This is a genomic window from Mycobacterium sp. 2-64 (assembly GCF_035918375.1).
In the GTDB taxonomy this organism is placed as follows: domain Bacteria; phylum Actinomycetota; class Actinomycetes; order Mycobacteriales; family Mycobacteriaceae; genus Mycobacterium; species Mycobacterium intracellulare.
The window spans coordinates 2,503,779-2,526,905 of the sequence record NZ_CP142361.1 but is presented as its reverse complement, the minus strand read 5'-3'; the positions used below and the strand labels follow the sequence as shown (position 1 = coordinate 2,526,905).

The window sequence follows — 23,127 nt, the reverse complement described above, 5'->3', positions numbered from 1 at the left end:
CTCCTTACCGTCGTGAGCCGCTGGACTGACGATCAACCAGACCTTGATCGTGGAGAATGAAATCCGCTGCGCGCCAGGCCATCGCCATGATGGGTCCGTTGAGATTGCCGGCGATCATCGTCGGCATGACTGAACAGTCCACGACGCGCAGTCCGTCGACGCCCCGCACGCGAAGCCGGCTATCGACGACGTCGTATTCGTCCGGGCCCATGGCGCAGGTTCCCACGGCGTGGTACCCGCAGTAACCGGCATCCAGCGCGGAATCGATCAGAGCCTCGTCCGTCTGAACCTGCGGACCGGGGAAGGTCTCGTGGCTGATTCGGTCGGAGATCGGCGGTTGGGAGAAGATGTTGCGGATCGTGCGCAGCAGGGCCACCCCGGTCTTGCGATCGTAATCACTGGCGAAGAAGTTGGGCGTTATCACCGGGTGGTCGTTGGGATCGGCCGAAGCGATCGCCACGGTGCCCTCCGACGTCGGGCGCAGGACCTCCCCCATGCATGAGATCCCCGGCTGCGTCTCCACTCCGACCGGTTCGCCGGGCTTATAGGTGCCGACTGACAGCGGACCGAGAAGGAGCTGACCGTCGACGCGACTCGCTGCGGGATCTGTCTTGACGAACGCCAGGATGTCGTAGGCAGGAGCAGCCAGCGGGCCCTTACGGGTTGCCAAATACTTGGCGCCGGTAATCGCCTGAGCCAGAGTCGAAGCCAGCTGCCGGTTGTAGCCGAGATTCTCCTTGAGGCGGTACTTCACCGCCACGCAGCGATGCTCTCGCATGCGCCGCCCGACATTGGGCGCATTGACCAGTAGGGGGATGCCTGCTGAAGCGAGCACATCAGCAGGTCCGATTCCGGACAGCTGCAACAGTTTCGGCGAACCAAGACTACCCAGCGATAGGACGACTTCGCTGCGCGCCAGCGCCTCTGCACGGCTGCCCTTCCGCCGGAATACCACCCCGACGGCGCGACCGCGCGCGACGATCACGCGCTCGACAAGGGCTCCGGTCAACACCGTCAGGTTGGGTCGGGAGCGCACGGGCGCCAGGAACGCATCGGCGGCGCTGACTCGACGCCCGTTCTTGATCGTCGCCGGCGCCAGTCCCACCCGCTCCTCGTCGGACTCGTTGATGTCCACGACTTGTCGGAGGCCGATCCGCGTCGCCGACGTGATCATTTCGGCACAGAGCGGATCGGTATCGCTTTGCACTGAAACGTGCAAGGGTCCGCCCGAACCTCGAGTCGGCGTCGCTCCGAACACGTGATCTTCGATCGACTTGAAGATGGGCAGGATGTCATCCCCACCCCATCCCTCATTTCCCAGGAGCAGAAGCTCGTCGTAGTCATCACGGTTTCCGCGGTTGTAGACCATGCCGTTGATGGAACTCGAGCCCCCGAGGACCTTGCCCCGCGGCCAATACTCGAACTCCGCGTTGGGCCCGAAAGGTGTGGTGGGATAACGCCAGACAAGCTTTTCGTTCTCGAAGAGCTTGCCGAAACCCTTCGGCATGTGGATCAGCGGGGTGGTAGCGCGACCGCCAGCCTCGAGCAGCAGCACCCGGCAGGTCGGGTTTTCCGACAAGCGATTGGCAAGGACGCAGCCCGCAGAGCCGGCGCCAACGACGATGTAATCGTATTCCTGGGTCATCCGTTCTCCTGCGTCAGGTCGATTGGTCCGGTGCTGACGACGTGACCCAGTAGACCCAGTTCTGTGTCCGCCGCCGCGGCGAAGCTCAGGCAGGCCGCGACATCCTTGCGAAGGAAGGGCGTCACGACTTCGGTGAATTCGTGCAGGCCTCCAGCCGACTGAACGTATGACGAGGCGTTGCTTCCCCCGCTGCACACCGCGAGCGCGGCGAGCATGCTCTGCTCCTCGACTCCGAGCTGACGACCCAATTCGGCGGCTTGGACCACCAGCTGGACATTGGCGGCGAACAGCAGATTGTTGATCAGCTTGATCGCCAGCGCCGAGCCCAATTCCCCAGTGGACAGGATCGGGTCGGCATACGCCGCCAGCACCGGCCGCACCCGCTCGACGGCAGCCGGTTGCCCACCGATCAGCACGGTGAGTTCACCGCGTTGGATGTGCTCGGCTGTGCCGCTGACAGGTGCGTCCAGGAACACCGGCGCGGTGGCCGACGAGGCCGCTAAATCCGTCAGCGTCGCGAGCGTGCCCGTGGTGTGCGAGACGAATACAGCGTCAGGCTTCGCGTTGGAGATGAAACCGCCAGGGCCCAAAGCGAGTTCACGCAGTTGAGCATCAGAAAACAGGCAGGAGACGATCACGTCGCTGGCCTCTGCGAGACCTTTGACACCGTTGACCAGCTGAGCACCGCGGTTCGCCAGGCGGTCCCGTACCTCTGGCCGACGCACGTAGACCACCACCTCGTGCCCGGCCTGCAACAGCCGAGTGACCATCGGTTCACCAAGCTGACCAGCGCCGATGAAGCCGACGACGTCGCCCACTCGTAACTCTCCACTTCTGACCACAAATGCGTATTATTGTGGTGCAAACCACACATTATGGTGATATGTGGTGTTCGTCAAGATGTCGCCGAGCGAATTGAGATGATGGCGGGTATGGAGTCTGAGAACCGCGCTCTACGCGCCAGAGCCTGGGGGGCCGACCTGCCGGTCAGCGGCGCCGACGCCCGCGAACGGTTGCTCGTAGCGGCTGAGGCCTGTTACGCCGAGCGCGGCGTGAGCCGGACGACAATGAGCGACATCGCAAGCCGAGCCGGTGTGCACCGTCGCACGGTCTACGACTACTTTCCCACCAAAGACGCCTTGCTGGCAGCGTGCTTTGTCCGGGCCATCTCAGGGGTGCTCGAAGCCGCCGAACCCTGCTGGCATACTGACGAACCGTTCGTGGACCAGGTGGTCAACGCCATGCTCGTCGGACTGGCGGCCGCGCGGAGCTCTCCGACGATGGCTCTGTTGATCGGCGCCGACGAACTAGGGCAAACCTTTCATGCCGCCGAGGCCTCCGAACTCTGGCGAAAAGATCTTGCGGAAACGCTCGGTCAGCGATTGACCGCCGCCGCGGCAGCCGGCGAGGTTCGTGACGATGTCTCGGCGGAAACCATGGCGCACTGGCTCACTCGGATCGCCTTCAGTTTGGTCGCCGAGCCGGGTCGGCCGGAAGACGGCGGGGATGAAGGCCTCATCCGGGCCTTCGTCCCCGCGTCGCTGGGACGGATACCGTCTGCAAGGCCGCGTACTCGGTCTTGAGACTGCAATCGCCCGAACCCTCTATCGGGCGATAAGCGCTTCACCCATCGCGATCGCCGTGGACAGCGCGGCCTGTTTGCCTCGTCGAGAATCGTCCATAGTCGACGAGAACCACAGCGACTCGAGCATCGCCTCCAGTGCCGACCCTTGGGAGACGGGATCGCCCAGCGCGGTCCCGCGGGTGCGGTCGAGGTTACGGCCGATTCGAATTGCCCAGCGACGCTGCGCTTCCAACGCGACTGCTGAAGGGTGGCGTCGGCGAACGCCGCCAGCCGCCACACTGTAGCGAACGGCCCAAACGCGTCGAAATACAAGAAGAACTGTTCGACCCAGCAAGTGAGCACGGAATCGGCAGCACCCTCGGGCACTGCGTCAAGTGACGCGAGAACCTGGGACAGATGCTGGACGGACCTTTCCGCAACGGCAAGGAACGCTTCCTGCTTGGAGGCGAAATACACGTAAAACGTCGGCCGAGACACCCCGGCTCGTTGCGCGATCTGCTCGACGCTCGCTGTGGAGTAGCCGAGTTCTTAAAACGTCAGCCGCGCCCCTTCCAGGATCTGTCCGCGCGTGCGATCCGTCTTGGTGCCGGCCGCCCACGGTGGCGGGCGTTCCCTGGCCCTCGTCGTCACGAGTGAAGCACACTGCCGGTCACCCGGATGCGACACGATCGCTTAACGCCGCCGGCACCAAACCACCGCCGGTCGAGCATGAGAGCGCTAAGGGCGTTCGACTGGGGGTACTGCTCGCCGATTTCGAGCCCGGTGGCCGAGGAGTTGGCCGGTGGCTGGATGAGCCTGGCCGGCGCGGACGGCGGCCAAGTTGTCACACAGCCGAACTCGTTGTACGGCAACGAAGAACAGCGAAAGAAATATCTGACCCAGATGACGAGTGGGCAGGTGTGCGCCACGATGGCGCTCACCGAACCCGGCGCATCGGACCGGGCCACGGTAATCGCGCTCAACGCCGTCCGAATCCACGGCGGCTACGGCTACTCCACCGAGTACGACGTCGAGCGCTACTTCCGCGACGCCCCTCTCACGATCGTCGGCGAGGGAAACAACGAGGTACAGCGCAATGTCATTGCCGCGCAGTTGGTCTCGCGGGCCAGACTCTAGACGACCGACGGCCTTCGGCGTCAGACGCCGGCGAGTTGCCGATCGCCCGCGCTCACCCGCGGGAAGTTGAGCATTCGGCGTGCGTTCTCCTCGACGATCAGCGAGCATTCGTCATCGGGCACCGCCGCGAGCACCTCGGCGGCCCGCTTGCGCGAGTTGGGCCAGTTGGAATCGCTGTGGGGGAAGTCGATCTCGAGCGTGATCCGGTCGATGCCGATGCTGTGCCGGTTCGCCAGGCCGTGCTCGTCGTCGATGAAGCAGCCCCAGAAGTGCTTGCGGAACAGGTCCGACGGACGGGTGTCAAAGTCGATGTTTTGGTAGTAGCGGTGGCGCTCCCACACGTAATCGGACCGCTCCAGGATGTAAGGCACCCAACCGATGCCGCCCTCAGCGAGCGAGATCTGGAGATCCGGGAACTGCTGCAGCTTGCCGGAGAACAGCAGATCGACCGTGGACCACATCAGGTTTGTTGAGAACAGCGCCGTTGCGACCGCAAAAGGTGCGTCGGGCACCGCCATTTGACCCGGAACCGGCTTGATCGTGGAGAACGAGAAGCCCGGCACAAAGGAGCCGGACCCGAAGTGCAGCGACACCGGCATCTTGGCGTCCGAGCAGACCTGCCACAAGCGGTCCCAGTGGTTGGAGTGGAACGAGGGCAATCCCAGCGGCACCGGGCTGTCCGGGAATGAGATGGTGCGTGCACCTTTGGCGGCTACGCGCTCGGCCTCGGCCACGCATGCGTCGATGTCCCAGGTCGGCAGGATCGCCAACGGGATATAGCGCTCCGGCGCTGTGGCACACCACTCGTCGATGTAGAAGTCGTTCCACGCCTTGACGCACAGCAGCGCCAAGTCTTTGTCCTCGGCACGCTGGAACGTGCCGCCGCCGAATCCGGGGAACGACGGGAAGCACAACGCCGACTGCACGCCGTCGAGGTCCATGTCGGCGACACGTGCGACCGGGTCGTAACAGCCCGGAATCATGTCCTCGTAGCGGACGGGATCCATGCCCCACTCCTCCGGCGGTTTGCCGGCGACCGCGTTCAGCCCGATGGTCGGAAAGACCTGCCCGTCGTAGTGCCACAGATGCATACCGTTTTCCTCGACAATGCGCGGGCCCCGTTCGAGGTACTTCTGCGGCAACCGGTCCTGCCACACCCGTGGGTGCTCGACCAAGTGGTCATCGACGGAGACGATCTGGTGGTCATCCTGAAGCGGCATGATGCTCCTTCGCATCTGACGAGCTGTCGTACTTTTCTGACATATCGTCTTGTTTTCTGACGGTTCGTCTCACAGACTATATGAGGTACGCCACATTCGTCTAGACGTTGAGAGGCGCGACATGAAATTCACGGACCGAGCCGCGGACGACGCGGGCCGCGACAAGATCGATGAAGACGACCACGACCTGCTGACCTTCGGCGAAGCGGGTGAGCGACTTCGCATCGAGATCGCCGAGGCTGCGCGGGAGGTGCAACGTTTGGCGCAATCCGGGGCGGTCAAGACGCTGGAGAAGGCCCAGGCCCGCCTCGAGGCGCTACGGTTGGCTGCTACCCGCAACAGCGCGCAGCCCATCAACGACGCCAACTTCGAGAAGTTCTTCGGCTATCCCGGCAAGGCCAAGCGCAACCTGCCCGGAGCGCCGTCGGCCCAATGAGCGTGTCGGATACTTCTTTTATGGTTTACACCCCCGGCAAGCTGCGGCGCCCCGGCTACGCCCCCGCGGCGAATGCCGGCGTGGGGCGCCGCGGACTGCATACCCGCGAGCGCATACTCGGATGTGCCGCAGAGGTGTTCCTGGCCAACGGATTTCACGCCACCTCGCTCGACACTGTCGCCAAGGCGGCCCGCGCCTCCCGCGCGACTGTTTATCAGTACTTCGCCGGCAAGGAGGAGATCTTTCGTGAACTGAGTGCGATGGCCGGACGCGATGTCCTCGTACACGGCGAGCACCTCGGCGGACTCGGCCCGACGGTCGACGGAGTCGGCAACTTGCAACGGTGGCTGGCCGAATGGGCGGACATCTACGACACCCACGCCGCGGTATTCGCCGAGTTTCCGGGCATCGGCACGGCCACCGGGTTGGCCGTCATCGACGCCAGTACGGCCGCCAACCAGTTTCACCAGACGGTCACCGATCGGCTGCGGAAGACGCGCCTGCGCGGTCTGGACGCCGACGACGCGGCCGCAGCACTGGGCCGCATTCCCCACATGGTCCATCTCTACCGGTACCGGGCGATGTTTCCGTTGCCCGACCCCGCAACCGTTACCTGGTCGCTGACCGTCGCCTTGCAACTCATGCTGTTTCCCGAGACCCCCGCCAACGTGCTGCACGCGGTAACACCGCGGGCAGCAGACCGGCGCGCGCGAACACCACCGCCTGCCCTCGATAGTGGTCCGGCGAAACCGGCCACCGAGGCGCCAAGCTCACCAATTCCGCAAGACGTGGTGTCGGTCAGTTCGGCGTTGTTCGCCGAACGCGGCTACTACGCCGTCAGCATGGAGGACATCGCGGCCGCCGCCGATATCAGCCGCGCGACCTTGTACCGACACTTCAGCACCAAGGACAAGATCCTGGCCGAGCTGACCCGCCGGGCGGTCGTCGAGATCGAGGAGCACGCTGCCGCTCTGCCGGCCATGGCCGGCGATTCGCTGACCGAATGGATGCTTGGCTACGTCCGATTCCATCGCGCCTACCGCGGCGTGATCCGAGCATGGTTTGACGGCACAGTCGCAGAACAACTCTCCGATGCCGATGTCGACCACGGCATCGGCGCGATCTTCCAAGCGGTCGCCGCGCTACTGGCTACCGTCGACCTGCCGGCCGGCATCGACGCCGATGTGGCGGGCGCGGTGTTTGTGGCGGTCCTGGGCCGGATGTCCGAGCCGACGGGGGCAAGTGCGCCGGACAGCGATGAGCGGGCCGCACTGTTGATGGTCAAACTGTTGCGCCGCTCCCTCCTGCGCGAAACGTGAGCTTTGGGAGCTCAGCCGGCGGCAGCCTTCAGGTCGGCGCGCAGCCGTTTCTTGTCCACCTTGCCGCTGGCCAGTACAGGCAATTCGGCGACCAGCACCAGTCGACGAGGCACCTTATAGCGCGCCAGCAGTTGCCGCACGCCCTCTTGCAGCGTGGCCAGGGTCGGCGATGCACCGCTGCGCGGCACCACGACCGCGCAGACCGCTTCGCCCCACCTGTCGTCGGGCACCCCGACGACCGCGCAGGCGGCGACCCCCTCAACCGCACAGACCGCATCCTCGACCTCGGGCGAATAAATATTCTCTCCGCCGCTGATGATCACGTCCTTCTTGCGGTCCATCAGATAAAGCAGCCCGCGCCCGTCCAATCGGCCCATGTCGCCGGTGCGACACCATCCGTCCTGCAGCGTCGCCTGGGTTGCGGCCGCGTCCTGCCAGTAGCCGCGGAACATCGAGTCGGACCGCACGACGATCTCACCTGCCTGCCCCACGGGCACGGCACCGCCGTCCTCATCGACAAGGCGCACCCGCGTGTCGGGAAATGGGAAGCCAACGGAGCTCAGTCGCTCGGCGACGTCGGGTCCATCGAGGATGTGTAGTTCGCGGGGCAACCCGGAGACGATGACTTCCGTCTGTCCGTAGAGGTTGAGGAAACCCGCGTCCGGCAGCATGACGAGCGCTCGCCGCAGGACGGCCGCAGTCATCGGCGCGGCCGAATAGACCACGGTGCGAACGGATTCCATCGCCAAGCGGTCATTCACCTCATCAAGAAGTGCCCTGAGCATGACCGGCGCTAGGTGCAGCACCGTAATCCGCTCGTCGGCGATAAGCCGCGCCGCATCGGCCGCGTCGAACTGTTGCTGCAGTACCACGGTTCCGCCCCGAGCATGCAGTCCGCCGACTATCGCGAGCGCACCGAAATGGAACATCGGCATGTTGATCAGCCCGCGATCGGCGCTGCCGCAACGTATCTCGTTGTTCATGGTGAACATGACCCGGCGCATTTCCCGCTGCCCCAGGATGCAGCATTTGGACGCGCCGGTCGTGCCGCTGGTGAACAGCAGGTACGCGATGTCGTCGGGCCGGGCAGCGAATTCGGGTTCTTCGCTGCGGCCGACTTGCTCGACGAATCGCTCGTAGCCGATGATTCCCGGCCGGTCCTCTCCGCCGATGACCACCAGGTTGGGCCCCGACGGCATAGCGGTTACGGCGTCGGCGATCGCCGGCATGAACTCCTCGGCACAGAACACGATCGACGGGTCGACGCGACGCAGCGCATCGGCCACCTCCGATGGCGAGAGCCGGAAGTTGATGGTGGCCATGATGATTCCGCTGAGTTGCGCGGCCGCATTCAGCTCGCCGAACTCGATGCTGTTGCGGCTCAACACCGCGATGCGGTCCTGGCGCCCCACCCCGGCCGCGGCCATCGCCGACACCAATCGGACTGCCCGGTCCCGTAACTGCGCGTGGGTGACGGTGCGGTGGTCGTGCCGGTAGGCGACGACATCGGGAAAGCGGACCGCGTTGTCGGTCACTATGTCACCGAGTGTCATGTCATCGACCGCGGCCATCGACATGAGTTATCGGCTACTCAACAGCATCGATCCGGCGACCGGTCCACCGCCCACACCGACGGCCACCACCTCGGGAACGCGGGGCACCTGCCGATCGCCGCCCTCGCCCCACAGCTGCACGCACGCCTCGTGCAAGAAGCCCATGCCGTGCAGTCGACCGCCGGAGAGTTGTCCGCCGCTGGTGTTGATCGGCAGCGGACCGTCCAGAGCGATCGGCGAACCGTCGTCGATGAATTCGCCAACCTTGCCGTGCTCGCAGAAGCCCATCGCTTCCAGCCACATCACAGTCAGGAAGGAGAAGCCGTCATAGAGCTGGGCCATGTCGACGTCGGCAGGAGTCAGCGTGGTGTGCTCCCACAGCGTGGCGGCCGAATCGTGGGCGGCCATCGTGGTGATGTCGCGGCGCTGGTCCCAGGTCGCCCGCTCGAACATGCCGGGCCCGACGGACTCCACCGTAAGTGGGTGCCGCGGCAGGCCGTTGGCGGCCTCGCGGCACGACACGATCACGGCGGTGGCGCCGTCGCAGGGCACGTCGCAGTCGTAGAGGCACAGCGGCTCGGAGATCATCCGTGCGCCAAGGTAGTCGTCCATCGTCATTGGTTCGCGGTAGATCGCATCGGGGTTGAGTCCGGCGTTGGTGCGGGCATTGATCGCGATGCGGCCGAGATGCTCACGGGTCAGCCCGAAGTCGTGCATATAACGCTGGGCGGGCATGGCCAGCCAGTTCGCTGCCGACAGTGCGCCAAAGGGCGCTGTCCACTCCAGGTGCGGGGGCAGCTCGCCGCCGCCGAAGAGCACCGAGGCCCGACCGCCACCGGCCTGCTGCGCGGCGGTGGATTCCCATACCGACCGGTAGACCACAACGTGGTTCGCCAGCCCAAGACTGACCGCCATGCACGCCTCGATCACCGGGCCGACCTGCCCCGCGGTCTCCATCGCCGAGACGTACCAGCGGGAGCGCAGTCCGAGTGCGTTGCGGACCTCCTGGACGGCGGCTCCGGAGAATCCTGGATCCGGCACACCCGGTCCCGGGTAACTCGCAATGCCGTCAACGTCGTCGACACTCAGCCCGGCATCGGCGATGGCTCGCTGCACCGCCTCGAGGGTAAGGTCAAGTCCGGTCCGCCCGAGCCTGCGGCCGACCTGCGACTTACCCGCCCCGGTGAGAACGGCCTTTCCATCGAACGGACCGCCGGTCACCAGACAAACCTAGCGATCAGCTCGGCGACCGCGGCCGGCTTGTCGACACCGTCGATCTCCACGGTGTGACGCACGGTCAGGTTCACGGTCTCGTCGTCGACCTTTGCGGCATCCGCGAGCTCGGATCTGACACGGATGCGGCTGCCCGCGGTGACCGCGGACAGAAACCGTACCTTGTTCAGGCCATAGTTGATGCCCATCTTGGCATTCTCGACGCGGTAGTTGTCCTTGCTCACACCGGGGATGAGTGAGAGCGTGAGGAAGCCGTGCGCGATCGTTGCGCCGTAAGGGCTTTTAGCCCTGGCCTTCCCGACGTCTACGTGGATCCACTGGTGATCCATGGTGACGTCGGCGAAAGCATCGATCCGGCTCTGGTCGATATCCACCCAACGGCTGACGCCGAGTTCCTCCCCGATCGTCGCGAGCGCATCGTCCACGGACCTGATCACCTTCATGGGCTGCTCCCAACATCACCATGGCCTGATATACCGATATCTATATAACGGTATAGACTGGCCACGCTCATCGGGCAACCAGCCCGCCCCTCTGACGATCTAGGGAGACATATGGCCACCACCAGGTCCCGCGCAGCGATCGTGGCCGCTGCCCGCACACCGATCGGAACGTCGCGCAAGGGCACGCTGGCCAACATGCCCGCGATCGAGCTCGCCAAGCCCGTCGTCGCGGCGGTCGTGGATAGGTCCGGTCTGGATGCGGCGGAATTCGAGGACCTAGTACTGGCCGAGAGCCTGCAAGGCGGCGGTGACAGTGCCCGCTACATCGCGGTCGACCTCGGGTTGACGAAGGTTCCCGGGCTGGCCGTCAACCGCCAGTGCGCCTCCAGCCTCTCGGCGATCGCCGTGGGCGCGGGGCAGATCGCGGCCGGCATGAGCCGCGCCATTCTGGCCGGCGGCATGGAATCCTGCTCCACCACACCACTTCTGCGCAAGCGCAAGCCGTTCACGTCGGGTAAGTCGGCCGAAGACTACGAGGACCCGTGGTTCCCGCTCTCACATCCGCCCACCGCGGATGCACCAGCGCTGGATATGTCGATTACCGTCGCTCACAACTGCGCCGTGCAGTACGGCATCTCCCGCGAGGCGCAGGACCAGTGGGCGCTGCGCAGTCACCAACGCGCGGTCAAGGCGATCGATGCCGGCTCATTCGTTGAAGAGATCGTGCCGGTCCAGGTGCCACAAGCCGACGGCACCACGATCACGTTCGCCGAAGACGAGCATCCCAGACGCGGCAGTTCGATGGAGTCGCTGGCGGGCCTGAAAGTGTTGCATCCCGAGATCGAAGGCTTCACCGTGACGGCCGGCAATTCCTCGGGCATTAACGACGCCGCCGCCATGGTGGCGCTCGCGGCCCCGGACACTGCGAACGACGTGCTGGCGCAGATCCTTTCGTGGAGTGCGGTCGGGGTGGCGCCGAACCGAACAGGCAGCGGGCCCATCACCGCCATTCCCAAGGCGCTCGAGTTGGCCGGCCGCAAGCTCGAGGACGTCGCACTGTTCGAGATCAACGAGGCCTTCGCCGCGCAGGCGGTCGCGTGCGCCCGCGAACTCGGGCTCGACGAGGAGATCGTCAACGTCTACGGCTCGGGCATCAGCCTCGGCCACCCGATCGCCGCGACCGGTGCCCGGATGGCCACCTCGGCGATCTACGAATTGCGTAGGCGTGGTGGAGGTATCGGCGTGCTGTCCATGTGCGCCGGCGGTGGTATGGGTGCCGCGATGGTCATCGAGGTGGCCTGAGATGACCACACTGATCACCGAGGGACTGTTCCGCGTCGATGGCGACCGCGCGGTGCTGTTCGCTTCGCGCAGACGCTCGTCGGGTGCGGTGAAGTTCCCCGCGGAGCGGCCCGAGCTCTTCGACGGTGACCCCGATATCCAGGACGACATCGAGTCGATCGAATTGTCCAGCGAAGGAACGCTTTACACCTACACGACGCAGGAGTTCCCGCCGCCGTTGCCGTACAAGGGCAATCGGGACCCAAAGGTATTCCAGCCCTATGTGGTGGGCTTCGTCGAGCTGGCCGAAGGTGTGCTGGTGGAGACGCTGATCGTCGGCGCGACCCCGGCCGAACTTCGGATCGGCCAGCCCCTGGTGTCGACCACCACCACGCTGGAGACCGCCGACGGCCAGTCGCTATTGACGTTCGCGTTCCGGCCGGCCGAGGAGAGCTAGAGTCTATCCGGTGACGGACCTGGGCTCCCCGCCCTTCGGGCTGCATCCACTGCACGGCGTGCACGAGCCCACGACCGGCAATCCACGGCGACGGCCGCGGTCCGCGCGCCGGACCACGTCGATCGACATGACCCGCGACGAGGGCTCGCTGGACCCGGTGTATCTGGATGGGCGGGCGCGCGATCTGTGGACGGCGGCCGACGGAACGGTGACCGAACTCGGCGCCGCGACGCTCTCGGCAACGATCGAGCTGATCGCCCGCGTTGTCCGTCATGTCGAGGTGACGCCACCGGTCGCCGCGATGACCCGGCTGGCGGGCGCGCCCGCGATGAGCGGGTTTCGTGCCGCGGCCGACAAGGTCGCTCCCGAGCTACGGCAAGCCCGCGACCTGCGCTACACCCTGCTCGACGACGTTCCGGTCGTCACGTTGATATCGGGCCATGCGCTCTCGGCGTCGAACCTGCTCGGCGACGTCGCGAAGTCGGGATACCTGCCAGTCGCCGACCAGTGTGCGGGCTTCGCGACCGGCGGGCTGCTGCTGACGTCGTTCGAGGCGGGCGATCCCGCGATCGTCACCGGCCCGGAGGCTCCCGACCTCGATCACGGCGAGGACTCTTGGGCCTGGCACCCGATGGCGCGCTTGGCGCCACAAGCCATGCGCCGCAGGCGCCGCATCGACATCTTCGAAGAAACCGCCGGGCGAGTCGGCATCGATGCGATGTTCCGCGACACCTACGTGCGAAGCGACGGGATGGAGACGATCATCCACGAGTACACCTTGGACGCCGTCGTGGACCCCGAGACCGGCGTCATCGTCGAGTCGCGGGCCATACCGCGGGTACTGCCCTGGCAGGAATGCCCGGGGGCAGTCGCCAGCGCCGGGCGAATCGCCGGAATGACGTTGCAGGACTTGCACTTCCGGGTCCGCCACGAACTGTCCGGTACCAGCACCTGCACCCACCTCAATGATCTGCTGCGCAGCGTCGCCGATGCAGCCGCGTTGATACACCTCGTGAAGGAAGCCTGATCGCGGTTCAGCGCGGGCCGGGCATCGCTTGCCCTCTAGGCGTTGGCAAACGAGAACGTCAGCATGCGGCTGACAGTCAGCGTGGCGACATCACCCGACGCGGGTGGCCACATCACTATTCCCTGGACGATCGCGCCGCGAATGTCCTGGTAGGCGGTGAAGACATCGGCCACAACGCAGGCCTGGGTCGCAGCTTGCGTGGCGTCGCCATTCACGCCGTCAACGCTGACGGCAATTGTGGCGGAGTCGAAGTCGACCACCCGCACCGGTAGGGCGAGCAACTGGCCGTCGGCGTCGACAACACAGATCGAGCCGGTCGGCCGGTGCGCCAAGAAATCCGCTAGTTCGTCCTCGGCCATGGCGACCGGGCCGCCGGTGCGCAACCTAGGCACGTCGATCGGGGATGTCGGCGGCGCGGACCTCGGTGAGTGTCAGTCGGATGACGCACCGCTTGCCGCTGAGAAGGCGGTCGCGGACCTTAGTCACGACCGAGTCGGGCACGCGTTGGTCGGGCGAGCGTTCGCCGATCAGCTCGCCGACCTCGACAGCGGACGGCTGGTAGACGTGCGCGAAGCCAGAAACGGAAACCCAGCCCTGGTCGTCGCCGATGAGGCATGCGACCTCAGGAGCCGAACTCAGGTATTGGACCTTGGCGCTCTTGGCATAGCTGGTGAAGGAGAGGGTGCGGGTGGCGGGGTGATAGGCGACCGAACGCATGGCGTAGCCGATCGGACGCCGGGCGCCATCGCGGCAGAACAGAAATGCGCGGTGATTGGTACGGATGAGTTCGACGACGTCCGGCTCGTCGAGCGGCGGAAGGATCACGACGCGAGAGGCGTTGCCATCGCGATGATCATCTCCGCGACCACCGCGATCATTTCGTCGCGGTCGACAGCCACGGTCTGGCGGTGAACCGTGTGCCAGGCCCGGTCCAGCAACCCCATTACCGCGACGCCGATGACATCCGGTGAGTGCGCGCCGTTTCCGGCGATCGCCTGGCCAAGCTTCCATGACGCCCGAGTCACCATGCGGTTGCGCGACTTTCGGAAGTCGTCGTCGTCGGGCGCCGACTGCGCCGACGCAAGCACGAACGCGCCGTGGTGGTCCATGTAGTCGAAATAGTGGCCGACCCAGGCGCGGATGTCGGCCGGACCGAACGGTTGATCGGCATCGGCCCATTCGGCGATGACGGCAAGGGCCTCGCGGTAGGCGTTCTTGCCAAGGACGTTGAAGATCTCGCGTTTGTCCTTGAAGTAGGTATAGAAGCCGGCCCGCGAGATGCCGCATGCCTCGGTGATGGCGTTGATCGGTGTGCCCGCATAGCCGCGTTCCAGAAAGAGACGGCGGCTCGCGTTCAGGATCGCCGAACGGGTGCGCTCACCGCGGGTGGCCTCCAGTTGCCGTTCTGCGGGCGAATCCGAAGTCACCGTCATGCGGCGACTCTATATGACAGTGTCGTCAACTGCAATACCAGCAGTTCAACTGCCATTAACTATGCGATACGGACCAGACTTGACACAACCGTCAAGTTACGTCAAGCTCGTACTTGAGCCCAGAGTCGAGTAGCGAGAGGCACCACGATGACGCAGTTCACCGATGCACCGATCTTCGATGCCGATCAGCACATGTACGAGACCCCCGATGCGCTGACGAAGTACCTGCCCGCGGAGTTTCAGCCGAAGGTGCAGTTCGTCCAGATCGGCAAGCACACCCGCATCGCAATCCTGAACAAGATCACTGACTACATGCCGAACCCGACATTCGAACGGGTCGCCGCCCCTGGCGCCCACGAGAAGTTCTACTCCGGCCAAAACCCAGAGGGCTTGTCAATGCGGGAGATGTCCGGCCGTGGCATAGACACACCGCCAGGCGCGCGCAACCCCGAGGACCGGATCGCCGAACTCGACCGCCAGGGCGTCGACGCATGCCTGAACTACCCCACGCTGGCCAATCTGGTCGAGCATTCGGCCGCCGAAGATCCAGACCTGACGGTGGCGATCATCCATGCCCTCAACCAGTGGATGCTGGAGCACTGGGGCTTCAGCCACGCCAACCGGATCTACTCGACACCGGTACTCACCCTGGGACTCGTCGACGAAGCGCGTCGCGAACTCGAGTACATCCTCGACAACGGCGCCAAGGTCGCGCTGATCAAGCCCGCACCGGTGAACGGCTATAAGGGCTGGCGGTCCCCCGCACTGCCTGAGTTCGATCCGTTCTGGCGCGACGTCGAGGACGCCGGGCTGCCAATCGTGTTGCACGCCAGCCAACCTCCCTTGCAGGAGTACATCGACAAGTGGGAACCGCCGTCGACGAGTAGCGCTTTCGAGATGTCGGCTTTCAAGTGGACCGCGCTCGGTCACCGCGAGATCGCCGACATGCTGACTAGCCTGATCTGCCATGGCACGTTGACCCGATTCCCGAAGCTGCGGATCGCCAGCGTGGAGAACGGAAGCGCGTGGATCAAGCCATTATTCGACGACCTTGAGTCGACGTACAAGAAGATGCCGCAGAACTTTCCCGAGCATCCGCACGACGTGTTCCGTCGCAACGTCTGGGTCAGCCCGTTCTGGGAGGGCTCGGTCGCCGATGTCGTGCAGACCGTCGGATGGGACAAGGTGATGTTCGGTTCGGACTGGCCGCATCCCGAAGGCTTGGCTGAGCCCAAGCGTTACTGGCAGTACGCCGAGGGCATGGACGAACGTCGCACATATGACTTCATGGGTGACAACACACGTCGCTTTATGGGCCTGCCGATCGCCAACCCCGACCCGGCTGCCGTGAAGCCACCCGAGTTCGCCAACGCCTGAGTCACGAATGGCCGGCGGGGCCGGGCCAGCACTGGTACATGTTGTGCGGCAGTAACTTCCGCCCGGATATGCAGTCGGGTTGATGCCCAACCGCTAATAGTTGACCCACGCGGTGGATGTGGGCGACCACTGTTCCCGTGGGAATCACGCGGTCGCTTGGGGGCGGTGGAACCGCTCCATACTTGCGGTGGATGCGTCTTGCATCTGCCCTGACACCGTGGTCGCGTCGGCCAACCTGAATCGCTCTTTGGCCCCCGCTATTTAATTAGCTTGCCTAGTTAGTGTGTGCTGGATCACGGCGCTGCGGGTAGCAACAACGCAACTTCCGTTATAACCTCGCCTCATAACTGAACTTAGTTCACTTACTTGGTGAGAAGGGGTGGTGATGCACGTCACCGTTGATGAAACAAAGTGTTGCGCGGCCGGCCAGTGCGTTCTGATCGCACCGAAAAGTCTTTGACCAGCGAGAAGACGACGGAATCGTGGTACTACTCGATGCCGATCCAGCCGAGGACCAGTACGAGGCCACACGCCAAGCGGCGGCTGTATGCCCGGCGGTAGCGATCGCGGTGCAGGAGTGACCCCCCCGGCGGGCGTGGTGGTCGTCGGCGCCTCAGCGGCGGGCCTATCGGTTGCTGAGACATTGCGGCGCGACGGCTTCACCAGACCGATCACGCTCATCGGCGACGAGAACCAGCTGCCCTACGATCGGCCGCCGCTGTCCAAGGAGGTTCTGGCCAGCACGCGGTTCGAAGACAAGCTTGAGCTGCGGGACGCCGAAACGATCGCCGCGCTGGAGCTCGATCTGCGGCTTGGCGTGCGGGCCGAGTCGGTGGACACCGCGACCGAGCGGTCGCACTTTCCGATGGATCGCAGGTCGCCTACCAGGACCTGGTGATCGCCACCGGGGTGCGTCCGCGGCGCCTGCCCGGCACCGACGACATCGCCGGTGTGCACGTGTTGCGCACCCTCGACGACGCCCGGCGCCTGCGTTCGGAATTGACCGGACATCGGCGACTGGTGATCGTCGGTGCCGGATTCCTGGGCGCCGAAGTGGCCTCGGTCGCTTGCGCCGCGGGGACACAGGTCACCCTGGTGTCTGATGCCGAAGCTCCCCTGTCCGACGTGCTGGGAAATGAACTAGGCCAACTCCTCATCGGAGTGCACGTCGAGCACGGCGTCCGAGTTCTCACTGGCGTCAAGGTGGTCGGCATTGTGACCGAGGACGGCCGGGCCACCGGCGTCGAGCTGACAGACGGCACAGTCCTGGCCGCCGACGTCGTACTAATCTCGATCGGCTCGATCCCAAACACCGAATGGCTTGCCGGCAGCGGTATCCCGACCGGCAACGGTGTGCTCTGCGACGAATACTGCCGGGCAGCTCCTGCTGTATGGGCCGCCGGGGACGTCGCATCGTGGCAACACGTCGGTATTGGTGAACGCATTCGCGTCGAACACCGAACCAACGCTGCCGAACAGGGCATGGCCGTCGCACGCAACATCCTCGCGGGATCCAATCCAGCACCATTCGTTCCGGTGTCCTACATCTGGTCGGACCAGTACGACCTGAAAATCCAGATCTACGGCCTGCCGCGCGGCGCTGACTCGTTCACCGTCACCGACGGCAGCATCGACGACCGCAAGCTCGTCGCCCTCTACGGCAAGGGGGGCCGCACACGTGCCGCCGTGGGCATCAACATGATCCGCCCACTTCGTACTGCCCGATCACTGGTGGCAGAGCAGACCAAAATTGTGTCCGTCCTCAACGAGGGAGTAACAGCGTGACCACCCAAACAGACACCGCCGCAGTGGAATCCATCCAAACATCGCCGCGAGCCGGCGTCATCGGACTCGGCATGATCGGCGGCGCGGTCGCGGTGAGCCTGGCCCGCAGCGGGCGGATCCCAGCGGTGTACGACATCCGCCCCGAAGCCGCGGACGGGCTGCCCGGTGTGCCCGCGTCCACGGCGTCACCGGCTCAGGTAGCCCGCGACAGCGACGTGGTCCTACTCGCGGTGGTCGACGCCGATCAAGCACGCCAGGTGCTGTGCGCTGAGGACGGTGTACTGTCCGCCGCGCATCCGGGTTTGATCGTCGTCCTGTTGTGCACCGTTGCCGTACCCGTAGTGCACGAACTCGCGCAGAAATGCGCGGAAAAGGCTGTGGCGCTGCTGGATTGCGGCGTCACGCAGGCAGTGCCGAACGGCCTCGTCGCCATTCTCGGCGGCGACGACGCCACAGTAGCCAATGCCATGCCGGTGCTGTCCGGCTTCGCCAAGGACGTTGTGCACTGCGGGCCGCTGGGCGCCGGAATGGCAACCAAAATCGCCCGCAACATCATCACCTACGGCACCTGGCGCGCCGTCCACGAAGCAGCCACCCTGGTCGCGTCCGCTGGAGTCGATCCACAGCGACTTATCACCGTCGTCGAGGATGCCGATCCCGATGGCACCACCCTTTTCTCCTGGTTGCGCAACCAACTTTCGCCGGCAGAAGACACACGCGCCTTGGTGCCGCAGGTGTGGCATCTGATGGATAAGGATCTCGCCGCCGCCCAGGAACTTGCGGCACGCAACGCGATCCCGGTTCCCCTGGTCGACGCGGCCCGTGCCAACGGCGCCGAAACCCTTGCCATCCCACAGAAGGACCGCTGATGAGTGAAACGACCGAATTGGGCCTCAAGACCATGGACGCGGTCTACGGCCCGGGGTTCTCAGCGACGCTGCCCGAAGTTTCAAACCCCATGCTGGAAGACACGATCGACCACCTCTTCGGCGAGATATGGAGCCGGCCCGGCCTCTCGATCCGCGACCGCCGATTGCTGGTCATCGGAGCCACCGCCGCATTGGGCCGTGCCGACCTGATCGAGATCCAGGCGCGGGGAGCGCTGCAGAACGAGGAGCTGTCACCCGGCGAGCTCCGGGAGGCGGTCCTGCAATTGCACTACTACGTCGGCTGGGGCAACGGCACCAAGGTCAACCAGGGCGTCGAGGCCGCCATCAGCGACCGTAAAGCCAAATCCAATTCAGAAATCAAGGAGCACCGATGACAACCACCATTCGTGATATGCCGATCGAGCGGGAGCGACTTCTCGACCCGCCGTTGGCCTATGACCAGTTGCGCGAGGAGCAACCCATCACTCGTGTTCGGTTCCCCAGTGGCCGCATCGGCTGGCTGGTCACGCGGTTCGAGGAGGGGAGTCTCGTGTTCTCCGACCCACGACTGAGTTCGCAGCGGCCACGCCACGACGTGGCGGAAGAAGACGATGTCGATCCCGACGACAACGATTCCGCCGAGGCGTTGCCCCCGACGTTCAACTCCATGGACGCCCCCGACCACGGCGCGTACCGGCGACTACTGTCGGGCAGGTTCACGCCCAAGTCCGTGCAGGCCAATCTCCAGCCGTATATCGACACCATCGTCACTGAACATCTGGACCGCATCGAGACCCTGGGCGGCAGCGGTGTGCCGGTCGACCTGATTCAGCACTTGGCACTGCCGATCCCTTGTCTCGTGATCTGCGAACTGCTGGGAGTTCCCTACGAAGATCGGGACAAGTTCCATCACGGCACCGAGGTGATGATGGACACCAGTAAGCGCCGCGCCGAGCGCGATACGGGTGCGCACTGGCTCATGGAATACATCACCAAGCTCGTCGCCGACAAGCGCGCTGACCCTCGTTCCGAGGGCCTACTCGCCGAACTGATCCGCAAGAGCGAAGACGACGGGTCCATCCTGTCCGACGAAGACGTCATCGCGATCGGCGTGCTTTTGCTGTTCGCCGGGCATGACACCACCATGGCCATGATCGGCCTGTCAGCGCTCACCCTGCTGACCCATCCCGTCCAACGCCGGGACCTGGCTGAGCATCCGGAGAAGATCGGCGTCGCCGTCGAGGAATTACTGCGGTATCTGACCATCGTCCAGTTCGGCCTCGGCCGCACCGTCAAGGAGGACCTGGAAATCGCCGGCCAGGCGATCGCCAAGGGCGACCTCGTAGTTGTGGGCATGCCTGCGGCCAACCGCGACCCCCGGGCATTCGACAACCCGGACGAGCCGGACTTCGACCGGAAGATGACCCGGCACCTCGCCTTCGGCTACGGCGTACACCAGTGCCTCGGTCAGAACATCGCCAGGGCGGAGTTGAAAACGATTCTCCCGCAACTATTTCAGCGCTTTCCCGGCCTGAAGTTGGCCACACCGTTGGATGAGGTCGAAATGGACACCTACGGGACGAACTACGGCGTGAAGAAGATGCTCGTGACCTGGTGACGAATGCCGTGGCCGCTCGGTCACGCCCGCCCTAAAGTGGTGGGCGTGGCCGACCGCGTAGAGGAGCAATCGCCGCGGCCCCGGAGTCGCCGTGGTCAGGGCGACCAACTGCGTGAAGAGGTGCTCGCCGCGGTAAACCGGCTGCTCGACGACTGGGGCAGCGACGAAAAGCTGACCATGCGGGCGGTGGCCCACGAAGTCGGTGTCACACCGGCGAGCATCTACCTGCACTTCTCCGACAAGACGGAATTGGTCTGGGCCGCGTTAGCCGACAAGTACCGACAGCTGGCCGAACAGATGGGCGCCGCAGACATCGCTGCCACTCGCGAAGGGCCACGCGAACGGTTGCGGGCCCAGGTGCACGCCTACTGCCACTTCGCGTTGGACAACCCGGGCCATTACCGCCTCATGTACGAAATTCGCCAGCCCATCGTCGAACGCGCGCGGATGGGGCTGCATCCGGCGCGGCAAGTGTCGGCGAGGTTACGCGGCGCGCTAGCTGCCTGTGCAGAGGCGGGTTACGCATTGTCATTGCCGCTCTACCAGGCAACGCACACTCTGTGGACAGGCCTGCACGGCCTCGTCTCGGTCCAGCACAGCCTGGCCATTGAGGGCTCTCCTGACCAACTCGACGGCATGGCCGACGGCCTCGTCGACATAATGGTCAGTCTTCGACAACGCAGTGGGCCTGCCTATCCACCGGAAACCGAAGTCGATCGCTACATCGCGGCAACGGTTGTCGAGATCGGTCACGAGTCCTAGCAGCCAGTCGTGGACTCGGTTCGTACCGCCTCGTAGAGAAGATTGCCGGACTCTCCCGCGGCGGCGAAACTCTCACGCTACGGCCAGTTTTGGCTTCGTCAGTCGCTGGCCGGCAGCGGCTTGGCTTCCTTGAGCGCCAGCGGCGTCGAGCCGACGCTGAGCGACCCGGCGCCGGCCTTGGTGACCAACACCTCAGCGTCGCTGTCATCGACGTAACGCTTGCCCATCGTGGTGCCGTCGGCGAAGGCCGGGTCGAGCGCGGTGTCGGCGGGCCGTTCGGCGCCCACTGGCAGCATCGGCTGGCCACCGCAACGCAGATCGTCCAGGCTCGCACCGGCTTTGACGACAATCACCTGGGTGTCGCACACCTGGCTTTGCAGGCGCGTGCCGTTCTTGATCATGCCGGACTCCTTACTGTCTCGGGGGGTGGGTTCAGTGCTCGGCGGTCGCCGGCGTGAGCTCGTCGAGGATCACCCGGCGCAACACCTTGCCGGTCGGCGTGGTCGGCAGTTCCTCACGGAAGACGATGCGATCCGGCGTCCGGGATCCGCGCAGCGTGCCGCGGGCGAACTCACGCAGCTGCGCGGGTGTCGGCGTCGCGCCGGCCTCGGGCACGACCACCGCCACGATGATCTGACCCCACTCGGCATCATCCTGTCCGACAACAACGACCTCGCGGACGTCAGGATGTTCGACGAGCACGTCCTCGATCTCCGACGGGGCGATGTTCTCGCCGCCGCGGATGATGGTGTCGTCGGAGCGGCCGCCGATGAACAGGTAACCATCCTCATCCACCATCGCAACGTCTCGGGTCGGGAACCAGCCCTGCGCATCGAGGACGGAACCGATTTCGGCATATCGGCCCGACACCTGGGCGCCTCGCACGAATAGCTCGCCGGTTTCGCCTGGCCCGAGTGCGGTGCCGTCCTCAGCGCGGATCTGCACCTCGATGCCGGGGACCGGGCGACCGACCGAGCTCAGCCGACGGGCCACGGCGCCGTCGCGCGCCGCGTGGGCCACGCGATGGTCCTCGGGTGTGAGCACTGCAATGGTCGAGCTGGTCTCGGTCAGGCCGTAGGCGTTGACGAAGCCGACCTGCGGCAGCAGGTCGAGCGCCCTTCGGACCAGGGGCCGCGCCACCTTCGATCCGCCGTAAGCGAAGTTACGCAGCGTCGGAAGCTCGGCGGACTGCTCCTCGAGGACGGCGACGATGCGCGACAGCATGGTCGGCACCACCGTCGCGGTGGTGACCCGCTCGTCGCGGACCAGCCGAACCCATGCGTGCGGGTCGAACTGGCGCAGGTACACGATCGCCCGTCCCGCATACAGGTTTGACAATGCCGCCCCGACCCCCGCGATGTGATACGGCGGGACGCACACCAGCGCCGCATCGGCGGGATCGGCGCAACCGAATTCGACAGTGCCGGTGACATAACTGGTCAGGTTGTTGTGAGTCAGCTCAACGGCTTTGGGTCGCGACGTGGTACCCGAGGTGAACAACACGACCGCCACTTCGTCGGGGTCGGCGAAGGCCGACCCCGGATCGGCGGATCGCGCCGCCTCGATGAAGGCATCGGATGTCATCACCCGCTTGCCGAAATCAGGCACGACATCGCGGTACTGGCTGTCGACCACGATCAGCGGATCGGGTAGCCGATCGATGAGCTGTCGCAGCCCCTCTGCACTCAGCCGATAGTTCAGCGGGGTGAACGCAATGTTCGCGCGCGCCGACGAGAACAGCAGTAGAGGCAGCAACACTCCCCCGGTGCCCACATAGACGACGTGGGACGCCCCCGATCGGCTAATCACGCCCGCGCCGCCGTCGGCGAGCTCGCTGAGCTCGGCCGCGGTCAACCGAACGTCGCCGTCCACCACGGCAACCCGGTCGGGACCACCCGACGCCGCCATCTCCAGCAGCAACGAAATACTCAAAACCCCTCAGCCTTCACCCGCGATTTGGTGCCCTAC

The 23,127-nt window shown here is 65.0% G+C and carries 25 protein-coding genes and 3 pseudogenes; 16 read left to right on the top strand and 12 right to left on the bottom strand.

Annotated features, from left to right (window positions below; genetic code table 11):
* Window positions 1-4 precede the first annotated feature (4 nt).
* Together QGN31_RS12015 and QGN31_RS12010 are read right to left on the bottom strand one after the other, a co-directional pair.
* Window positions 5-1,645 (bottom strand): GMC family oxidoreductase, encoded by a 1,641-nt coding sequence (locus QGN31_RS12015; RefSeq protein ID WP_014384986.1) that lies wholly within the window; start codon window positions 1,643-1,645, stop codon window positions 5-7.
* Window positions 1,642-2,463 carry an NAD(P)-dependent oxidoreductase gene (locus QGN31_RS12010; RefSeq protein ID WP_014384987.1) on the bottom strand — a complete coding sequence of 274 codons (822 nt, stop codon included), beginning with the start codon at window positions 2,461-2,463 and terminating at the stop codon, window positions 1,642-1,644. The genes QGN31_RS12015 and QGN31_RS12010 overlap by 4 nt, the downstream gene beginning before the upstream one ends.
* Before the next feature lie 114 nt (window positions 2,464-2,577).
* On the opposite strand from QGN31_RS12010, the gene QGN31_RS12005 reads away from it, so the two are divergent.
* Entirely contained in the window at window positions 2,578-3,228 is a 651-nt protein-coding gene (locus QGN31_RS12005; protein WP_232065604.1) for a TetR/AcrR family transcriptional regulator, read from the top strand.
* A gap of 21 nt (window positions 3,229-3,249) precedes the next feature.
* On the opposite strand, the gene QGN31_RS12000 is transcribed toward QGN31_RS12005, so the two are convergent.
* Window positions 3,250-3,462: a hypothetical protein gene (locus tag QGN31_RS12000; RefSeq protein WP_014384989.1), complete on the bottom strand. Its 213-nt coding sequence runs from the start codon at window positions 3,460-3,462 to the stop codon at window positions 3,250-3,252.
* A 425-nt stretch (window positions 3,463-3,887) separates the two neighbouring features.
* Between QGN31_RS12000 and QGN31_RS11995 the strand changes: the two are divergent.
* Both QGN31_RS11995 and QGN31_RS11990 read left to right on the top strand, forming a co-directional pair.
* Window positions 3,888-4,067 (top strand): annotated as a pseudogene (locus QGN31_RS11995) (hypothetical protein); the annotation flags it as partial.
* Window positions 4,068-4,160: 93 nt separating this feature from the next.
* Window positions 4,161-4,346 (top strand): annotated as a pseudogene (locus QGN31_RS11990) (acyl-CoA dehydrogenase family protein); the annotation flags it as partial.
* A 20-nt stretch (window positions 4,347-4,366) separates the two neighbouring features.
* Here the strand turns inward: QGN31_RS11990 and QGN31_RS11985 are convergent.
* Window positions 4,367-5,566, bottom strand: a complete 1,200-nt coding sequence (locus QGN31_RS11985) for an amidohydrolase family protein (protein ID WP_014384991.1) — start codon at window positions 5,564-5,566, stop codon at window positions 4,367-4,369.
* Window positions 5,567-5,687: 121 nt separating this feature from the next.
* Between QGN31_RS11985 and QGN31_RS11980 the strand changes: the two genes are divergently transcribed.
* On the top strand, window positions 5,688-6,002 hold the full coding sequence (locus tag QGN31_RS11980) for a hypothetical protein (RefSeq protein WP_014384992.1): 315 nt from the start codon (window positions 5,688-5,690) through the stop codon (window positions 6,000-6,002).
* A 20-nt stretch (window positions 6,003-6,022) separates the two neighbouring features.
* On the top strand, window positions 6,023-7,321 hold the full coding sequence (locus QGN31_RS11975) for a TetR/AcrR family transcriptional regulator (protein ID WP_014384993.1): 1,299 nt from the start codon (window positions 6,023-6,025) through the stop codon (window positions 7,319-7,321).
* Between the two features lie 11 nt (window positions 7,322-7,332).
* Here the strand turns inward: QGN31_RS11975 and QGN31_RS11970 are convergent, their stop codons facing one another.
* Genes QGN31_RS11970 through QGN31_RS11960 form a run of 3 tightly spaced genes read right to left on the bottom strand, consistent with a single transcriptional unit; the run spans window position 7,333 to window position 10,550 of the window.
* Window positions 7,333-8,898 carry a class I adenylate-forming enzyme family protein gene (locus tag QGN31_RS11970; RefSeq protein ID WP_014384994.1) on the bottom strand — a complete coding sequence of 522 codons (1,566 nt, stop codon included), beginning with the start codon at window positions 8,896-8,898 and terminating at the stop codon, window positions 7,333-7,335.
* A gap of 3 nt (window positions 8,899-8,901) precedes the next feature.
* Window positions 8,902-10,095, bottom strand: a complete 1,194-nt coding sequence (locus QGN31_RS11965; RefSeq protein ID WP_014384995.1) for a thiolase family protein — start codon at window positions 10,093-10,095, stop codon at window positions 8,902-8,904.
* Window positions 10,092-10,550: a MaoC family dehydratase gene (locus QGN31_RS11960; protein ID WP_014384996.1), complete on the bottom strand. Its 459-nt coding sequence runs from the start codon at window positions 10,548-10,550 to the stop codon at window positions 10,092-10,094. The genes QGN31_RS11965 and QGN31_RS11960 overlap by 4 nt, the downstream gene beginning before the upstream one ends.
* Before the next feature lie 111 nt (window positions 10,551-10,661).
* On the opposite strand from QGN31_RS11960, the gene QGN31_RS11955 reads away from it, so the two are divergent.
* The 3 genes from QGN31_RS11955 to QGN31_RS11945 are packed head-to-tail and all read left to right on the top strand — an operon-like array spanning window position 10,662 to window position 13,315.
* Complete coding sequence (locus QGN31_RS11955; RefSeq protein WP_014384997.1) at window positions 10,662-11,852, top strand: thiolase family protein; 1,191 nt, start codon at window positions 10,662-10,664, stop codon at window positions 11,850-11,852.
* 1 nt (window position 11,853) lies between these two features.
* Window positions 11,854-12,288, top strand: coding sequence for a Zn-ribbon domain-containing OB-fold protein (locus tag QGN31_RS11950; protein ID WP_014384998.1), 435 nt, complete (start codon window positions 11,854-11,856; stop codon window positions 12,286-12,288).
* 10 nt (window positions 12,289-12,298) lie between these two features.
* Window positions 12,299-13,315 (top strand): DUF2889 domain-containing protein, encoded by a 1,017-nt coding sequence (locus QGN31_RS11945; protein ID WP_014384999.1) that lies wholly within the window; start codon window positions 12,299-12,301, stop codon window positions 13,313-13,315.
* 35 nt (window positions 13,316-13,350) lie between these two features.
* On the opposite strand, the gene QGN31_RS11940 is transcribed toward QGN31_RS11945, so the two are convergent.
* The 3 genes from QGN31_RS11940 to QGN31_RS11930 are packed head-to-tail and all read right to left on the bottom strand — an operon-like array spanning window position 13,351 to window position 14,748.
* Entirely contained in the window at window positions 13,351-13,674 is a 324-nt protein-coding gene (locus QGN31_RS11940) for a hypothetical protein (RefSeq protein WP_041785662.1), read from the bottom strand.
* Window positions 13,675-13,699: 25 nt separating this feature from the next.
* Window positions 13,700-14,140, bottom strand: a complete 441-nt coding sequence (locus QGN31_RS11935; protein WP_201358726.1) for a pyridoxamine 5'-phosphate oxidase family protein — start codon at window positions 14,138-14,140, stop codon at window positions 13,700-13,702.
* Complete coding sequence (locus tag QGN31_RS11930; protein WP_014385002.1) at window positions 14,137-14,748, bottom strand: TetR/AcrR family transcriptional regulator; 612 nt, start codon at window positions 14,746-14,748, stop codon at window positions 14,137-14,139. Before QGN31_RS11930 ends, QGN31_RS11935 begins: the two co-directional genes overlap by 4 nt.
* A gap of 147 nt (window positions 14,749-14,895) precedes the next feature.
* On the opposite strand from QGN31_RS11930, the gene QGN31_RS11925 reads away from it, so the two are divergent.
* From QGN31_RS11925 to QGN31_RS11890, 8 genes and pseudogenes are all read left to right on the top strand, one after another.
* Window positions 14,896-16,125, top strand: a complete 1,230-nt coding sequence (locus tag QGN31_RS11925) for an amidohydrolase family protein (protein ID WP_014385003.1) — start codon at window positions 14,896-14,898, stop codon at window positions 16,123-16,125.
* A gap of 385 nt (window positions 16,126-16,510) precedes the next feature.
* A pseudogene (locus tag QGN31_RS11920) lies at window positions 16,511-16,706 on the top strand (ferredoxin).
* The gene (locus QGN31_RS11915; protein ID WP_197748737.1) at window positions 16,703-17,023 is read left to right on the top strand and encodes an FAD-dependent oxidoreductase; all 321 of its coding nucleotides are present in this window, start codon (window positions 16,703-16,705) and stop codon (window positions 17,021-17,023) included. Before QGN31_RS11920 ends, QGN31_RS11915 begins: the two are co-directional and overlap by 4 nt.
* Window positions 17,020-17,910, top strand: coding sequence for an NAD(P)/FAD-dependent oxidoreductase (locus QGN31_RS11910; protein ID WP_201358727.1), 891 nt, complete (start codon window positions 17,020-17,022; stop codon window positions 17,908-17,910). The genes QGN31_RS11915 and QGN31_RS11910 overlap by 4 nt, the downstream gene beginning before the upstream one ends.
* Window positions 17,911-17,981: 71 nt before the next feature.
* Window positions 17,982-18,779, top strand: a complete 798-nt coding sequence (locus QGN31_RS11905; protein ID WP_201407133.1) for an NAD(P)-dependent oxidoreductase — start codon at window positions 17,982-17,984, stop codon at window positions 18,777-18,779.
* Window positions 18,779-19,174 carry a carboxymuconolactone decarboxylase family protein gene (locus QGN31_RS11900; RefSeq protein ID WP_014385007.1) on the top strand — a complete coding sequence of 132 codons (396 nt, stop codon included), beginning with the start codon at window positions 18,779-18,781 and terminating at the stop codon, window positions 19,172-19,174. Before QGN31_RS11905 ends, QGN31_RS11900 begins: the two co-directional genes overlap by 1 nt.
* Before the next feature lie 17 nt (window positions 19,175-19,191).
* Complete coding sequence (locus tag QGN31_RS11895) at window positions 19,192-20,397, top strand: cytochrome P450 (protein ID WP_014385008.1); 1,206 nt, start codon at window positions 19,192-19,194, stop codon at window positions 20,395-20,397.
* Between the two features lie 39 nt (window positions 20,398-20,436).
* On the top strand, window positions 20,437-21,159 hold the full coding sequence (locus QGN31_RS11890; RefSeq protein ID WP_197748738.1) for a TetR/AcrR family transcriptional regulator: 723 nt from the start codon (window positions 20,437-20,439) through the stop codon (window positions 21,157-21,159).
* A gap of 98 nt (window positions 21,160-21,257) precedes the next feature.
* Here QGN31_RS11890 and QGN31_RS11885 read toward each other — a convergent pair whose 3' ends face one another.
* Both QGN31_RS11885 and QGN31_RS11880 read right to left on the bottom strand, forming a co-directional pair.
* On the bottom strand, window positions 21,258-21,560 hold the full coding sequence (locus tag QGN31_RS11885; protein WP_014385010.1) for a hypothetical protein: 303 nt from the start codon (window positions 21,558-21,560) through the stop codon (window positions 21,258-21,260).
* Window positions 21,561-21,591: 31 nt separating this feature from the next.
* Complete coding sequence (locus QGN31_RS11880; RefSeq protein ID WP_014385011.1) at window positions 21,592-23,091, bottom strand: class I adenylate-forming enzyme family protein; 1,500 nt, start codon at window positions 23,089-23,091, stop codon at window positions 21,592-21,594.
* Window positions 23,092-23,127: the final 36 nt, after the last annotated feature.